General features: G+C 68.2%; 13 protein-coding genes and 1 tRNA gene. 9 read left to right on the top strand and 5 right to left on the bottom strand.

Annotation, left to right across the window (positions count from 1 at the left end; genetic code table 11):
• Positions 1-204: 204 nt before the first annotated feature.
• Positions 205-1,875 carry a S8 family serine peptidase gene (locus tag ABZ260_RS30660; RefSeq protein WP_355624786.1) on the top strand — a complete coding sequence of 557 codons (1,671 nt, stop codon included), beginning with the start codon at positions 205-207 and terminating at the stop codon, positions 1,873-1,875.
• A gap of 75 nt (positions 1,876-1,950) precedes the next feature.
• On the opposite strand, the gene ABZ260_RS30655 is transcribed toward ABZ260_RS30660, so the two are convergent.
• Complete coding sequence (locus tag ABZ260_RS30655) at positions 1,951-4,086, bottom strand: glycosyltransferase family 39 protein (protein ID WP_355624784.1); 2,136 nt, start codon at positions 4,084-4,086, stop codon at positions 1,951-1,953.
• Positions 4,087-4,307: 221 nt separating this feature from the next.
• On the opposite strand from ABZ260_RS30655, the gene ABZ260_RS30650 reads away from it, so the two are divergent.
• A complete protein-coding gene (locus tag ABZ260_RS30650) occupies positions 4,308-4,727 on the top strand; it encodes a hypothetical protein (protein ID WP_355624782.1) in 420 nt (139 codons plus the stop codon).
• 245 nt (positions 4,728-4,972) lie between these two features.
• Positions 4,973-6,403 (top strand): pyruvate kinase, encoded by a 1,431-nt coding sequence (gene pyk, locus ABZ260_RS30645; RefSeq protein ID WP_355559905.1) that lies wholly within the window; start codon positions 4,973-4,975, stop codon positions 6,401-6,403.
• Between the two features lie 80 nt (positions 6,404-6,483).
• On the opposite strand, the gene ABZ260_RS30640 is transcribed toward pyk, so the two are convergent.
• The 4 genes from ABZ260_RS30640 to ABZ260_RS30625 all read right to left on the bottom strand — a co-directional run bounded on the left by ABZ260_RS30640 (position 6,484) and on the right by ABZ260_RS30625 (position 8,959).
• Entirely contained in the window at positions 6,484-7,290 is an 807-nt protein-coding gene (locus ABZ260_RS30640) for a maleylpyruvate isomerase N-terminal domain-containing protein (protein ID WP_355624780.1), read from the bottom strand.
• A gap of 99 nt (positions 7,291-7,389) precedes the next feature.
• Positions 7,390-7,980 (bottom strand): GNAT family N-acetyltransferase, encoded by a 591-nt coding sequence (locus tag ABZ260_RS30635; RefSeq protein ID WP_355624778.1) that lies wholly within the window; start codon positions 7,978-7,980, stop codon positions 7,390-7,392.
• 70 nt (positions 7,981-8,050) lie between these two features.
• Positions 8,051-8,821, bottom strand: a complete 771-nt coding sequence (locus ABZ260_RS30630; RefSeq protein ID WP_355624776.1) for a helix-turn-helix domain-containing protein — start codon at positions 8,819-8,821, stop codon at positions 8,051-8,053.
• Positions 8,822-8,884: 63 nt separating this feature from the next.
• Positions 8,885-8,959 (bottom strand) — tRNA-Leu (locus ABZ260_RS30625).
• A gap of 118 nt (positions 8,960-9,077) precedes the next feature.
• Here ABZ260_RS30625 and ABZ260_RS30620 point away from each other — a divergent pair.
• From ABZ260_RS30620 to ABZ260_RS30595, 6 genes are all read left to right on the top strand, one after another.
• On the top strand, positions 9,078-9,692 hold the full coding sequence (locus ABZ260_RS30620) for a response regulator (RefSeq protein WP_355624774.1): 615 nt from the start codon (positions 9,078-9,080) through the stop codon (positions 9,690-9,692).
• A 337-nt stretch (positions 9,693-10,029) separates the two neighbouring features.
• On the top strand, positions 10,030-11,202 hold the full coding sequence (locus ABZ260_RS30615; protein WP_355624788.1) for a branched-chain amino acid ABC transporter substrate-binding protein: 1,173 nt from the start codon (positions 10,030-10,032) through the stop codon (positions 11,200-11,202).
• A gap of 158 nt (positions 11,203-11,360) precedes the next feature.
• The gene (locus tag ABZ260_RS30610) at positions 11,361-12,329 is read left to right on the top strand and encodes a branched-chain amino acid ABC transporter permease (protein WP_355624772.1); all 969 of its coding nucleotides are present in this window, start codon (positions 11,361-11,363) and stop codon (positions 12,327-12,329) included.
• Complete coding sequence (locus ABZ260_RS30605; protein WP_355624769.1) at positions 12,326-13,495, top strand: branched-chain amino acid ABC transporter permease; 1,170 nt, start codon at positions 12,326-12,328, stop codon at positions 13,493-13,495. The genes ABZ260_RS30610 and ABZ260_RS30605 overlap by 4 nt, the downstream gene beginning before the upstream one ends.
• 65 nt (positions 13,496-13,560) lie before the next feature.
• Positions 13,561-14,325, top strand: coding sequence for an ABC transporter ATP-binding protein (locus ABZ260_RS30600; protein ID WP_350922899.1), 765 nt, complete (start codon positions 13,561-13,563; stop codon positions 14,323-14,325).
• Positions 14,315-15,088 carry an ABC transporter ATP-binding protein gene (locus ABZ260_RS30595; RefSeq protein WP_355624767.1) on the top strand — a complete coding sequence of 258 codons (774 nt, stop codon included), beginning with the start codon at positions 14,315-14,317 and terminating at the stop codon, positions 15,086-15,088. Before ABZ260_RS30600 ends, ABZ260_RS30595 begins: the two co-directional genes overlap by 11 nt.
• The last annotated feature ends 20 nt before the right edge of the window (positions 15,089-15,108 follow it).

Genomic DNA, 15,108 nt, shown 5'->3' with positions numbered 1-15,108 from the left:
AGCAGATGTTCGCCGAGGTCCTGCGGCGCAGCCCGGACCGGGTCGTCGTGCTGGGCGCCGCCCGCCGCACCCGGGAACGCCGTGTGCACCGGCTGTTTCACTGACCCCTTCACGGAAAAATGCGTAGAGCGGATGTTGAGTTCGCTTTGTCGCGCGTATCGCTGAAGGATAAATTTTCGTGATCAGGCCAGGTGCGGAGGATCGATGAGACGCGGGATCAGAAGCCTGACGGGCGCGGGAACGGTTCTCGCCCTGGCGGCTACTCTCACGGCGGGAGCCCTGGACGGCGGGGTCACCACGGCCGCGAGCCAGGCCCGCGAGTACCTGGTCTTCTACGCCGACGGCGCCCACGACCGCGCGATCGACGCGATCGACGCGAGCGGCGGCACCGCGCTGTCCACGGAGACGAGGCTCGGCTACGTCGTCGCCAGCGGTCCAGGCTCCCGGTTCGTGGAGAACCTCGCCGGCAGCGACGCCGTCGTGGGCGTCTCCTCCGACCGCAGGATCGGCTCCGCCACCGCGGTCCCCGGGACAGGAGCCCCCGCGGCCCTCGGGCAGAGCGGTACTTCAGGCATCCGGGAGACCGGAATCGGCGCACCGGAGCCGCTGGCCGAACGCCAGTGGGACATGAAGATGATCGGCGCCACCGCGGACGGCTCCCACGCCACCGCCCCCGGCAGCAAGAAGGTGCTGGTCGGCGTCATCGACACCGGCATCGACGGCAGGCACCCCGACATCGCCCCCAACTTCAGCTACGCCCTGAGCCGCAACTTCGTGACCGACCGGCCCAAGGACCCCAACGGCAAGCTTCTCGACGGGCCCTGCGAGTTCAAGGACTGCAAGGACCCGGTCGACTGGGACGACGACGGCCACGGCACCCACGTGGCCAGCACCATCGCCTCGCCGGTCAACGGCCGGGGCATCGCCGGAGTCGCCCCCGGGGTCACCCTGGTGAACCTGCGCGCCGGCCAGGACTCCGGCATGTTCTTCCTCAAGCCCAGCATCGAGGCGCTCACCTACGCCGCGGACGCCGGGATCGACGTGGTCAACATGAGCTTCTACGTCGACCCGTGGCTGTTCAACTGCAAGGCCAACCCCGCCGACTCCAAGGCCGAGCAACTGGAGCAGCGCGGCATCATCACCGGCATGCAGCGCGCCCTCGACTACGCCCGCAAGCGGGGCGTCACCCTCATCAGCGCCATCGGCAACGGCGCCACCGACCTCGGCAGGCCCAAGACCGACGAGACCAGCCCCGACTACCCCAAGGAGTCCGAGCGCACCCGCAGGATCGACAACTCCTGCCTCAACATCCCGGCCGAGTCCGAGGGCGTCATCTCGGTCTCCGCGGTCGGCCCGAGCAAGCGCAAGGCCTACTACTCCGACTACGGCGTCGAGCAGACCGACCTGTCGGCACCCGGCGGCGACGAGTTCGACGGCGGCCCCTCCTACGACACCACCAGGGGCATCCTGGCCGCCGCCCCGGAGTACGCGCTGCGGGCCAAGGGACGGATCAGCGCCGACGGCACGCCGAAGGACACGTCGATCATTCGGGAGTGCCGCGACAACGTCTGCGCCTACTACCAGTACCTGGTCGGCACCTCCATGGCCGCCCCGCACGCCACCGGCGTGGCCGCCATCCTGATCAGCCGCTTCGGCAAGCCGGACAAGAGCGGCCTCACCATGCCCCCCGGCGACGTCCAGCGCCTGCTGTACGCCACCGCCACGAGCGAGGCCTGCCCCTCGCCCCGCAAGTACGTCTACAAGATCGACCTCTTGGCGGACGAGGTTCACAAGTGCGAGGGTTCGAAGGCGCACAACGGCTTCTACGGCCACGGCATCGTCAACGCCGCCAAGGCGGCCTCCGTCACCCCCTGAGGGCTTCACCAGGGCCCAGGTCCGTCCCCCCGGTCACCCGGCTGAGGCTCCGGCCTGGAGGGACGCACCTGGCCGTCAGGTGCCGCACCGATAGAGATCGGTGACGTCCTCCAGGTCGACCCGGGCGCAGCTCTCCTGGATCCAGGAGAGCCGGGGGTCGGCGTCGGCCCCCTGGCCGGTGAAGCCGGAAAGCTGGACGAACCGCAGGTCGCCCGCCGCCACCAGGCTCTGCAGTTCCGCCAGGTTCACCGCCTGGTCCGTGGCGTTGTAGCCGCCCATCGCGACCACGTCCTCGCCCGTCGCGATGATGTAGGGCGCGGCGCCGGTCGCGGAGAGCGTGGCGAGCAGGATCCGGGCACCGTCCCGATTGGCCCTGACGTGGTCCAGCACGCGTTGCCGGTCGGCGGTCAGGGTTCCGGTGGAGACCCCCCAACCGGACGGCCCGCCACCCCCCGTACCCCGGCGACCGCCCCCGCCCGGCGCGAACGACTCTCCGCCGTCCCTCCCGTCCGAGCCCGTACCGTCCTGCCGGGTCCCGTCGGGGCCGGTGCCGCCGGGACCCGCGCCGCCCCGCCCCGGCAGGCCGCGGCTCGCGCCGGGGCCGCCCCTGCCGGGCCCCGTACCGCCACCGCCGGAACCCGTCTCCGGTCCGGCGGTCGGGTTCACCCCGCCCATGCCACCGGGACCGTCGAGGGGTTCGGCCGCCGACCACGCGGCGGGGGCGGCGAGCAGGGCGACCGCCGCCAGTACCGACGCGACCGTCGCGGTCCGCATCGCCCGGTGGCGGAACGCGCGCAGCAGGACCCGGCCCGCCAGCAGCCCCGCCACCCCCAGCGCCCCGGCCGCCGCCACCGCCGGGGACAGCCACGCCGCCCAGTCGGGTGTCCGCCGTACCAGAACGACGGACCACAGGGCCGTCGACCCCACCGCCACCGGCAGCAGCGCCCACGCCGCGCCCACCGGCCGCAGGTACAGCCGCCACATGGTCACCGCCCCCGCGCCGCTCAGTGCCGCCACCGCCGGCCCCAGCTGCGTCGTGTAGTACGGGTGGAAGATGCCCTCGGCGAAGCTGAAGACGGCCCAGCACAGCACCAGCCAGCCGCCCCACAGGACCCACCCCGCCCGAGTCGCCCCGATGGCCGCCGCGCCGGGCCGCCCCTGCTCGCCCGGACCGGTCAGCCGTCCTCTCGTGACGTCCATGACGATCGCCGCGACCAGGGCCACCGCGCAGAACGGCAGCAGCCAGCTGATCTGCCCGGCCACCTGGTCGTTGAAGAGCCGGCCCCAGCCGGGATCCCCGCCCATGCTCGGCCCCGCGTTGCCCAGCCCCGTCCCGGCACCGTCGCGCGTCCCCAGCACCCGGCCCAGGCCGTTGTAGCCGACCACCAGGTCCCAGGCGCTGCCGTCCCTGCTGCCCCCGACGTACGGCTTGGCGCCCGGCCACAGGTCCACCGCGGCCACCCACGCCGTCGACGTCATCAGCATGACCGCAGCCGCGGCGACCAGATGCCGCAGCCTTCTCGGTGAAGGCTCCGCGACCAGGTAGGCGCCGAGCAGCGCGGGGGCCACCACCCACGCCTGCAGCATCTTCGTGGTGAACGCCAGGCCCACCAGCGCGCCCGCCGAAAGGAGCCACGCCAGAGGCCGCCCCCGGCCACCTCGCGCACCGGAGGGGCCCTCCGCCGTCGGCCCGGCCACCGGTCCTGCCGTGCCGGTGTGACCCGCGCCCGCGGTGACGGCCCGGGTCACCGCGTAGGCGGCGCAGACCAGCAGCAGCACCAGCAGCGTGTCCGGGTTGTCGTTGCGGTTCACCGCCACCGTGATCGGCGTCAGGGCCAGTACCAGGGCAGAGATCGACGCCGCGGCGGGGCCGGCCCAGCGCAGTACGGCCCTGTGCAGCACGGCGACGGCCAGCACCCCCTCCACCACCTGCGGCATGATCAGCGCCCAGCCGTGGTAGCCGAAGACCCGCACCGACAGCGCCTGCACCCACAGCGCTCCCGGGGGCTTGTCCACGGTGGAGACGCCCAGCGGGTCGAACGCGCCGAAGAAGAAGTTCGACCAGCTCTGGCTCATCGAACGGGCGGCGGCCGCGTAGTAGGAGTTGCCGTACCCGATCGAGTCGAGTGCCCAGCCGTACAGCACACCGCCGAGCACACACGCCGCGACCAGCGCCCACCTCGACCACCGCGGTTCTCTGCGCACATCCATGGCCACACCCTGCGGAGACCGGCTCAATGCCCGCTTGGCGTCCGATGAGGATCCGATGAGAACGCCGGCCGCAGGGGCGGGCTCCGGAGGGGCTCTCGGCGGAAACCGTGCCCCGTTATATTCGTTTTGTCACGTTCAAAAGAGGATCAACAGGCGGGTGGAGCGGTCAGGCCGGGGAAGGAGAACGGTTCTCCGGCTCCATCTCGTCACTGTGAGGATCCATGAGACTTCTAGCGCGCCCACACCAGCTTCCACCCCGAACCGCCGCCGGTGTGTTCCTCCTGAACTCGGGGCTGAGCAAGTGGTCCGCCGACGAGGAGACCGCCGCGGGGGTCCACGGGATGGCGGTGGGGACCTACCCGTTCCTCAAGAACATCAAAGCGACACGGTTCGTGAAACTGCTCTGCACCGCGGAGATCGCCCTGGGCACGGCACTGCTGGTCCCCGTGGTGCCGTCGCTGCTGGCGGGCGCCGGGCTGACCGCCTTCGCCGGAGGGCTGCTCGGGCTCTACCTCAAGACACCGGGCATGCGGGAGGAAGACAGCCTGCGCCCCACCCAGCAGGGCATCGTCCTCGCCAAGGACGTCTGGCTGCTGGGCATCGGCGCCGGACTGGTCGTGGAGGAACTCGTCCACGAGTGACCCGCGCCTCCGTCCCGCCCGGGGAGCAGGGCCGAACCGAGGGGTCTCCGACACCCGCGCTGTGGAACCTGAGGCTGCCAGGGGAGCGGCTCGTGTACCTGATGAGAAAGATCACGGTGCGGGTGACGCGCGGGGCGATTCGCAACCTTCCGTTCACCCAGGGTAGCGTTTGTGTCACCGAATTTTTCATCGCTGCCATGACCAACGTCACGACCAAGTGGTCTGTACCAATTAGGGTGGGATCCGTGACTCGTCGCGCGAAAATCGTCTGCACTCTCGGCCCAGCCACCTCCTCTCCCGAACGTCTCCGCGAGCTGATCGCGGCCGGGATGGACGTGGCCCGTTTCAACCTCAGCCATGGCAGCCACGAGCTGCACAAGGAGGTTTACGACAGGGTGAGGGAGGCTGCCGCCGAGCTCGGACGTGGCGTAGGTCTGCTGGCCGACCTCCAGGGCCCCAAGATCCGGGTCGGCAAGTTCGAAGAGGGCCCCGTCCGCCTCGGCTTCGGTGATGTCTTCACGATCACCACCGAGGAGGTCCCCGGCGACCGTGAGCAGGTCTCCACCTCCTACCAGGGACTCCCCAAGGACGTCCACCCCGGAGACAGCATCCTGGTCGACGACGGCCGGGTCCGCCTGGAGGTGACCCGGGTCGAGGGCCAGCGCGTCACCACCCGCGTGATCATCGGCGGCATGATCTCCGACAACAAGGGCCTCAACCTGCCGGGCGTCAACGTCAGCGCCCCCGTCCTCACCGACAAGGACGAGACCGACCTGCGCTGGGCCCTGCGCACCGGCTTCGACCTGGTCGCGCTCTCCTTCGTCAGGCGTCCCTCCGACGCCGACGTGGTACGCAACATCATGGAGCAGGAGGGCATCCGCCTCCCGCTGCTCGCCAAGATCGAGAAGCCGCAGGCGGTGGAACGGCTCCCCGAGATCATCGAGGCCTTCGACGGCATCATGGTCGCCCGCGGCGACCTCGGTGTCGAACTGCCCCTCGAAGAGGTGCCCATCGTGCAGAAGCGGGCCATCGAGCTCTGCCGCGAGAAGGCCCGCCCGGTCATCGTCGCCACCCAGATGCTCGACTCGATGATCACCGCACCGCGCCCCACCCGGGCGGAGGCCTCCGACGTCGCCTACGCCGTCATGGACGGCGCCGACGCGGTCATGCTCTCCGGGGAGACCTCGGTCGGCAACTACCCCATCGAGGTCGTCGAGACCATGAGCCGCATCGCCACGACCGCGGAGAAGAGCTCACTCCAGGCCACCCACAGCCTCGACCGGCTGCCGGAGACCACCGGCGGCGCCATCGCCCGCGCCGCCGCCGAGGTCGGCGCCATCGTCGGAGCCAAGGCGCTGGTGGCGTTCACCATGTCCGGTGAGACCGCCCGCCGCCTGGCCCGCTACCGCTCACCGATCCCGCTGCTGGCCTTCACCTCCGCCAGCCACGTCCGCAACCAGCTCGCGCTGACCTGGGGCGTGGAGACCTTCGAAGTGCCGTTCGTCCACCACACCGACGACATGGTCCGCCAGGTGGAGGCCTCGCTGCTGGCCCACTCCCGCCTGGAGAAGGGCGACAAGGTGGTCATCGTCGCCGGCTCCCCTCCCGGCACCGCGGGCTCCACCAACGCCCTGCGCGTGCACACCATCGGGGCGGCGGTCTCCAACCCCTCCTGATCGACACACCGGCGTACGGCCACCGCTCCGGCGGTGGCCGTACCCGTCTACGCCGGTCGTCCTCCGACGACCGGCGAACGTCAGATCCCCGGGAACACCCGGCGCAGGTCGTCCAGAGTGACGCCGTCACCGGTGACGGTCACCGACGGCGGGGTGTGCTCGGGAGCCAGCCTGCCGCCGAGCAGACGCACCCACGCCTCCGCCGGGAGCGACAGGATGTCGGCAGGCTCGGGGACCTCGCTGAAGCCGACGGTCTCGCCGAGAGTGAGGCCCAGCACCCGCTCGGGGTCCCTCGTCTCGACCCGGAGGGTCGTGGCAAGGCGCGGATCGAGGGCGTCGGGCCTGCCCATGAAGCCGATCATGAAATCAAGCGGCCCGGAGTACAGATCGGTCAGCACCCCGCTCGTGTCCGGCGCCACGGTGGCCGCCGGGTCGAAGGCGACCATGACGTCCCAGGAGTGCAGGGCGGCCTCGTTCAGCCGCATCCCGGCCACCAGAGCGACATCGCCGGGCGCGGGCAGGAAGCTCAGCTTGACCCGGAGCCGTTCGCGGGCGCCCGCGTCGAGACCCTCGAAGGCGGAGACGATCTCCGCGTCCACGACGAGGAAGTCCTTGGCCTGCCCCTCAGGGTCCTTCGCGTTCCAGCGATCCCAGACCTCGTGGTTGAAATCCTGACCCGGGGCGTCCTGACCGCCCAGCGCCGCCCGCAACGCCGCCAGACCGATCTCGGCGCCGCTACCGAGGTGGCTGAGCACCTGGGCGACGGTCCACTCCGAACAGGCCGAAGGCCGGGTCAGGTCGGCGGCGTCCAGGCCGCGGACGAAGGCCGCCAGCCCGTCATGGGTGGCGCGCAGGGCCGCGATGGTCCTGTCAGCGAGTGTGCTCATGATTCTCCTACCGAGATGGGGGGTCGCCCCGGACCCGCACCGATTCCTACCCGCCGTCGCCCGGTCACCATCATCCCGCCCCGCACCCGGCACTCACGGTCAGGCCCCCTCGTACTCCCACGTCCGCAGCGCTATCGGCCGGCCCTTCTCCTCAGCGGGAACCGGTGGCGCGTCCGTCAGGCGGTATCCCGCCGCACGGGCCACCGCCACGCTCGCCGCGTTACCCGCCTCGATCTCCAGCAACAGCCGCGACACCCCGACCGTGTCCCGGGCGAACCCAGTCATCACCCGCACCGCCCCCCGCGCCAGCCCCCGCCCCCGGAAGGCGGCCCCCACGCTGTAACCGATCTCCGCGACATCCAGGCCAAGACCGCTCAACATCAGCAACACCTCACCCATGGGCTCACCCCCGTCCACGGTGATCGCCAACTGCAGCCGCTCCCCGGCCGCCCGCCGCTGCCGGGCACGTTCCAGATAGGCCCGCGCCGCCTGCGGGCCGAACGGCGAGACCAGCGGCGTCCAGTACGCCACCTCGGGGTCGTCGAACAGCTTCACCATCGCCCCCAGGTCGCCGTCCTCCCACTCCCGCAACACCACCCCGTGCCCGCGGAGCAGCACCCCCTCCGGAAGACGCACCCGCCCGGCACCGGGACCGCTCAGCTCCGCCTGGCCGTTCTCCACGATTCCCACGCATCCCCCTCCGTCACGCCGTCTTCCGAGCAACCTACTCGCCCACCGGGCCGCCCCCCACCGAACCACCTCAGTACTTCGGCCCCACGAACTCGTCCAACCGCTCAACGGCCGCTCGCCTGGCCACGGAGATGGTGTTGGGCTTGGAATAACGCCATGCCACGCCCAGCATGTCGAGCGCTTCGCCGCAGAGATCGAGGATGTCCTGGGACTCGTTCACGAAGAGGTAGCGCGGATACTCGTACCAGTGGGTCTCGCCGGGTAACTGCCGTCGAACGCGGTTGATGATGCGACAACCATCGGAGTGCATCAGCCCTCGAACGAGATGGCCCGGATTCGCTGCGACGATCTGACGTTGCCAGGCTTCCAGTTCGATCAGGCGAGTGTGCTTCTTCCCTGGCCCATGTTGTGGGAACAAGTGCGGCCAATGCTTGGAGAAGGAATTGATTTCGGTACAGCCCTGTCTGGGCAGCATGCGGACCTTGTTGTCCGGTCTGATGGATATAAGTGCCTTAATGCACTCTTCCTGTAGTCCTGGCCATGTATCGGCGCACATGATGCGCAATGACCACACTTGCTTGGAAGGGTCGCCGATGGTGCTGATGTAGCCGTCTCCAAGGTAGAGGCCGAGAAGGTAGGCGTACTTGTCTGGTGGGGCGGGAAGCTCCGGAATCTCCAGGCAGCGAGGGCAGGAAGCCACCCGTCGGACTAGGTGGTCCGGACGTTCCCGCCATGCCCTGACGGTCGACCGTGAAATGCCGGTGCGGCGGCTGACCGCGCTGATCGTCTCGCCCGAGTCGAGGAGATTGCGAACTCTTTCACGGATAGTTACATCGTACATACGGAAAGTGTTTCAGTTGGGTACGACAAAACCGCCCGGCCGTGCGGCCGGGCGGTTGAAGCGTGCCCCGGGTGGGACTCGAACCCACACTGTACGGGTTTTGAATCCGCTCCCTCATGCCAATTGGGGTACCGGGGCAGGAATCCGGACACGTCCGAATTTATCCAAAACGCTTGTCGTGCAGCCTAACCGATGACGATCGCTTGACCGGCATCGGCGTAGTCCTAATCTAGCGGACGTCGGTACTCTCTTGCTCGTGAGTACGCAGCGGCGAGTGGTGATCGCGGAAGATGAAGCACTGATCCGTCTCGACCTCAAGGAGATGTTAGAGGAAGAAGGATACGAGGTCGTCGCGGAGGCCGGGGACGGGGAGTCGGCGGTCAAGCTGGCGATGGAGCAGCGGCCCGATCTGGTGATCCTGGATGTGAAGATGCCCATCCTGGACGGGATCTCGGCGGCCGAGCAGATCGTGTCGCAGCGGGTCGCGCCGTGCCTCATTCTCACGGCCTTCTCGCAGCGTGACCTGGTGGAGCGGGCGAGGGACGCCGGTGCGATGGCGTACCTGGTGAAGCCGTTCACGAAGTCGGATCTGGTGCCGGCGATCGAGATGGCGGTCAGCAGGCATCAGGAGATCGCCGCGCTGGAGCGGGAGGTCGGGACGCTCTCCGAGCGGTTGGAGACGCGCAAGCTGGTGGAGCGGGCGAAGGGTCTGCTGATGGAGCGGCATGGGTGGAGTGAGCCGCAGTCGTTCCGGTGGATTCAGAAGGCGTCGATGGATCGCAGGCTGAGCATGCGGCAGGTTGCGCAGATCGTGGTCGCGGACGCGGATCGGGGCGGGGGCGGCTCCGAGATGGGGGCGGAGGAGCCCTGAATCGGACTCTCTGGTTCTTTTCGCAGGCCCGTGCCTGTCGGGGGTGTGGTTCGCGGAGGAGGCGATGTGGGCTTCCTGGGGGCCGGTGTGATGGCCGTTGGGGTGGCGAGGTTGCCAGTGACCATGGCTTTTGCGGCTGATAGCCGAAAAGGATCGGTGTTATAAAGAAACGGTAACGGCGGGCCGTCCTGTATCGACCCGTGACATCGGCTGGCTGTACTAACCGACACAACCCCCTGGCCACCCGCCAGGGAAGGGCATCTGTGAACCCGGTCCTGACGAGGGAACGGGCGAAAGGAAGGCAACCTTGCGGCCTAAGACTGCACGCCTCGGTGGAGTGCTTGCCGCCGGTGTGGCGCTCACCCTCGGTCTCGCTGCCTGCGGTGACGGTGGTACGGAAGCCACGCCGGCTGAGGGTGGCTCCAGTGCTGCCGCCCCCGGTACCATCAAGCTTGGCTTCATGGGAGACCTGACCGGCGCCAATGCCGGCATCGTCATTCCCCCCCGGAACGGTGCGAAGCTCGTCATCGACGAGTACAACAAGACCAACCCGGCTGTGAAGATCGAGCTGGTCGAATACGACAGCCAGGCGGACCCGTCGAAGGCGGTCGCCCTGGCCCAGCAGGCGATCAAGACCGACAAGATCGTTGGTCTGATCGGTCCTGCGTTCTCCGGTGAGTCCGCCCAGGTGGCGCCGGTGCTGGAGGAGGCGAAGCTGCCGAGCGTCTCGGCGTCCGCCACCAACGCCGCGCTGTCGGCGAATGGTTGGAAGTACTGGCACCGGGTGCTGCCGAGTGACAACGTTCAGGGCCCCGGTATCGGTGACTTCATCGCGACGGGCCTCGCCGCGAAGAACGTTTTCGTCATCGACGACAAGTCCGAGTACGGCAAGCCGCTTGCCGACGCGGTCAAGGGCGCGCTTGAGGCCAAGAGCGTGAAGCTGACGACCGACTCGCTTGACCCGACCGAGAGTGACTTCTCCTCGGTGGTGAACAAGGTCGCGGCCGCCAAGCCTGACGCGATCTTCTTTGGTGGTTACTACGCCGCGGGCGGCAACCTGCTCAAGCAGCTCCGCGACAAGGGTGTCAAGGACGCGAAGTTCCTGTCCGGTGACGGTTCGCTGGACAAGGGTCTGATCGACGGCGCCGGTGCCGCGAACGCCGAGGGCGCGCTGGTCGGCTGCCCGTGCTACATCGCGACCCCGGATGTGACCGACGCCAAGGTGAAGGCGTTCGCCGACGCTTACAAGGCCGCTTACAGCGCGGACCCGGCGATCTACGCGGCCGAGGGTTACGACGCCGCGACGGTCTTCGTCGAGGCGATCAAGGCGGGCAACACCACTGCTGAGAAGATCAACGAGTTCATCGCCACGGTGGACTTCGCGGGTGTCTCCAAGCAGGTCAAGTTCGAGGCCAACGGTGAGGTCTCGGCGAAGGACATCTACATCTACCAGGTCAAGGATGGTGCCATCGGCCTGCTGGGCAAGGCCACCGAGGCCAAACTGGGTTAGTCCGGCGCTGAAGGAGATTAGGTAGTCGGCGCGCGGGGAGCGGGAACGCGCAGTGCGTTCCCGCTTCTCGCGTACTTCCAGAGAGTCCACGAGGTTCTGCTGGAGGCGGTGTGCTACCCGGAAGTGCAGGCGACCCCCGCTAGAAGTGGTAAACCCTAGTGCTCAATGACTTCATCAATCAATTCTGGCCGGCGACGATCGACGGCCTGGCCTTCGGCTCGATCTACGCCCTGATCGCGCTCGGCTACACCATGGTGTACGGCGTGCTGCGGCTGATCAACTTTGCGCATTCAGAAGTTTTCATGATCGGTACGTTCGGTGCGATGCTGGTGCCGTTCGTGTTCGGCATCAACTCACCGCTGACCGGCATCGCGCTGGTCGGTGTCGTGGTGGCGATGATCCTGGCCGGCATGCTCGCCTCGGCGGGCACCGCGATCGCGCTGGAGCGGATCGCCTACCGGCCGCTGCGCAAGCGCGGCGCGTCCCGGCTGGCGGCGCTGATCTCGGCCATCGGCGCCTCGATCTTCCTCCAGGAGTTGTTCGCGCTCCTGGTGATCCCGGAGGTCTTCAACCGTCCGGAACAGGGCCGTATCCAGATGGCTCTGCCCCGGCTGATGGAGCGGAGCGAACTTTTCTCGCTCTTCGGACACCCCGTCCGGATCGACCAGATATTCGTTATCGTCGCGGCGATCGGCATGATGATCGCGCTGGACGCCCTGGTGAACCGCTCGAAGATCGGCCGGGGTATTCGCGCTACCGCGCAGAACCCCGAGGCGGCCGTGCTGATGGGTGTCGACATCAACAGGATCGTCCGGATGACCTTCCTCATCGGCGGCGGCATGGCCGGTGTGGCGGGCTCGCTCTATCTGATCTCGTACGAGAACACGCACTACCTTGTTGGATTCCTCTTCGGTATCAAGGCGTTCACCGCGGCGGTCCTGGGTGGCATCGGCAACCTGCGCGGCGCCCTGGTGGGTGGAATCACGCTCGGACTGGTGGAGAACTACGGAGCCATCTTCTTCGGCTCCGACTGGAAGCACGTGATCTCCTTCACCATCCTCGTCTTGGTCCTGATGTTCCGCCCCACCGGAATCCTCGGTGAATCACTCCAGCAGGCGCGCGCATGAACCAGAAGAATTCCCTGGCAGGTATCCGCAATGGCCTCGGCCGCTTCGGCGACGCCATGCACGATCGCTGGCTGAGCACTCCCGGCTGGCAGCGCTGGACGCTGTACGTGCTCCTGATCGTCGGGGCGCTGCTGCTGCCGTCGGAGAGTCTCGCCCCCTTCATGTCGCCCTACACCGACTGGGCGAGCATCCTGTTCTTCCCGATCGGGACGTATGTGGTCCTGGCGATCGGCCTGAACGTGGTGGTCGGTCAGGCGGGTCTGCTCGACCTGGGTTTCGTCGCGTTCTACGCCGTGGGCGGTTACGCGATGGCGCTGATCGGTACCCGGCTGGGCTGGAACTTCTGGCTCATCCTGCTGGTCGGCATCGGGATCTGTGCCCTGTCGGGCCTCACCCTGGGCGCTCCGACGCTGCGGTTGCGCGGTGACTATCTGGCGATCGTCACGCTGGGCTTCGGTGAGATCATTCGTATCACCGCCCGAAACACCGACGAGATCGGTGGCCCGAACGGCATCCGCGGCATTCCGCACCCGCCGAGCATCGAGGACTTCCAGCTCTTCGGGATCAACTTCTCCGAGGTGTTCGGAGTGGATCCGCTCAAGTACGGCGTGCTGGACCCGCGTCCCTACTACTACCTGCTGGTCGCGCTGGCCGTCGTCGTGATCATCCTGGTCAAGCGCTGGGAGAAGAGCCGGGTCGGGCGTGCCTGGGCGGCGATCCGTGAGGACGAGGACGCGGCCGAGGTCATGGGCGTGCCGACGTTCCGCTTCAAGATGCTCGCCTTCGCGATCGGTGCCTCCATCGGTGGCGCGATGGGCGTGCTGTGGGCGGCGAAGGCCATCTCGATCAACCCGAACGACTTCCAGTTCCTGCTGTCGGCGACGATCCTGGCCGCGGTGGTCATGGGTGGTTCGGGCAACCTGCCGGGTGTCATGCTGGGTGCCTTCCTGGTGGCCTGGCTGCCCGAGCGGTTCCGTGGCCTGCAGGAGTACCGCATGCTGATCTTCGGCGCGGTGCTGGTGGCGTTGATGATCTTCCGTCCGGAGGGTCTGCTGCCGTCGCGTCAACGCAAGGCGGAGTTGCAGGAGGGAACAGGCGGGATGGGTACGCTCGGGGCCGAGGTTCCCGGGCCCGATTCGCAGGTTGAGGAGGTGGCTTCCAAGTGAGCGCCGAGGTGAATCCGGCCACTGTGACCTCGGAGGTGGCACAGCCGGAGCGGAGCGGCCGCACCATGTTGGAGCTGCGGAACCTCGTGATGCGGTTCGGCGGTGTCACGGCGCTGCGCGAGGTCGACCTGACCATCAAGGAGGGGGAGATCTTCGCGCTCATCGGCCCGAACGGCGCCGGCAAGACCACGGTCTTCAACGTGGTGACCGGGGTCTACCAGCCGACCGAGGGCGAGGTCCGGTTCCTGGACGAGAAGATCAGCGGCGTCAAGCGCTTCAAGATCACAAAGCGGGGTATCGCCCGCACGTTCCAGAACATCCGCTTGTTCCACAACATGACGGCCATCGAGAACGTCATGGTGGGCGCGGACGCGCACCACAAGTCGGGCATGGTCAGCGTGGCGCTGGGGCTTCCCTGGCACCGCAGGGCCGAGCGCGACGGGCGTGCGCTGGCGATGGAGCTGCTCGACTTCGTCGGCATCTCGCACCGCGCGCAGGACCACGCCAAGAACCTGCCCTACGGTGACCAGCGCCGTCTGGAGATCGCCCGCGCCCTGGCGACCAACCCGAAGCTGCTGCTGCTGGACGAGCCCGCCGCCGGTATGAACCCGGCGGAGAAGGTGGCGCTGCAGCAGCTGATCCGGGACATCCGGGACGCCGGGCGGACGATTCTGATCATCGAGCACGACATGAGCCTCATCATGGGCATCAGTGACCGCATCGCGGTGCTGGACTTCGGCCAGAAGATCGCCGATGGCCTGCCGGACGAGGTGCGGACCGACCCCCGGGTCGTCGAGGCGTATTTGGGAGCTCCCGCCGATGCTTCTTGAGGTCAAGGACATCCATGTCCACTACGGCAAGATCGAGGCGCTCAAGGGCATCTCGGTCGAGGTGAACGAGGGCGAGATCGTCACGCTCATCGGGGCGAACGGGGCGGGTAAGACCACCACCCTGAAGACGATCTCGGGCCTGCGCCCGCTGTCGTCGGGGAGCGTCGTCTTCGCTGGCGAAGACATCAGCAAGATGCCCGGCCACAAGCGGGTCATCGCGGGTCTGGGGCAGGCGCCCGAGGGCCGGGGCGTGTTCCCGGGCATGACGGTGCAGGACAACCTGCTCATGGGCGCCTACACCCGCTCGGGTGATTTCAGCGCGGACCTGGACGAGGTCTACGAGCTGTTCCCCCGCCTGAAGGAGCGCAGGACCCAGATGGGCGGCACGATGTCCGGAGGTGAGCAGCAGATGCTCGCCATCGGCCGCGCGCTGATGGCCAAGCCCAAGCTGCTCCTGCTCGACGAGCCGTCGATGGGTCTGGCGCCGCTGATCGTGCAGCAGATCTTCTCGATCATCGAGGAGATCAACCGCCGGGGCACCACGGTGCTGCTGGTGGAGCAGAACGCCCAGCAGGCGCTGAAGCTGGCCCACCGCGCCTACGTCCTGGAGACCGGGCAGGTGGTCAAGAGCGCGCCCGCGGACGAGCTGCTCAACGACCCGGCCGTGCAGGCCGCCTATCTGGGCGGTGGAGCGGCGCACGACCTGGTCGAGGAGGCGGCGGGTGCTCCCGGCTCCGCCTCCGCTCCGGAGGAGCCGGCCTGATCCGTGCCTTCCACGGCAGG

The sequence above is a fragment of the Streptosporangium sp. NPDC006013 genome (assembly GCF_040614275.1).
Lineage (GTDB): Bacteria > Actinomycetota > Actinomycetes > Streptosporangiales > Streptosporangiaceae > Streptosporangium.
Note: the sequence above shows the minus strand (reverse complement) of the source record. Positions and strands in the feature narration are given on the sequence as shown.

Coding starts and splice junctions, on each gene's coding strand:
- ABZ260_RS30595 (WP_355624767.1), top strand. CDS start 14,315: ATGCTTCTTGAGGTCAAGGACATCCATGTCCACTACGGCAAGATCGAG.
- ABZ260_RS30600 (WP_350922899.1), top strand. CDS start 13,561: ATGTTGGAGCTGCGGAACCTCGTGATGCGGTTCGGCGGTGTCACGGCG.
- ABZ260_RS30650 (WP_355624782.1), top strand. CDS start 4,308: ATGAGACTTCTAGCGCGCCCACACCAGCTTCCACCCCGAACCGCCGCC.
- ABZ260_RS30640 (WP_355624780.1), bottom strand. CDS start 7,290: ATGAGCACACTCGCTGACAGGACCATCGCGGCCCTGCGCGCCACCCAT.
- ABZ260_RS30605 (WP_355624769.1), top strand. CDS start 12,326: ATGAACCAGAAGAATTCCCTGGCAGGTATCCGCAATGGCCTCGGCCGC.
- ABZ260_RS30630 (WP_355624776.1), bottom strand. CDS start 8,821: ATGTACGATGTAACTATCCGTGAAAGAGTTCGCAATCTCCTCGACTCG.
- ABZ260_RS30660 (WP_355624786.1), top strand. CDS start 205: ATGAGACGCGGGATCAGAAGCCTGACGGGCGCGGGAACGGTTCTCGCC.
- ABZ260_RS30655 (WP_355624784.1), bottom strand. CDS start 4,086: ATGGATGTGCGCAGAGAACCGCGGTGGTCGAGGTGGGCGCTGGTCGCG.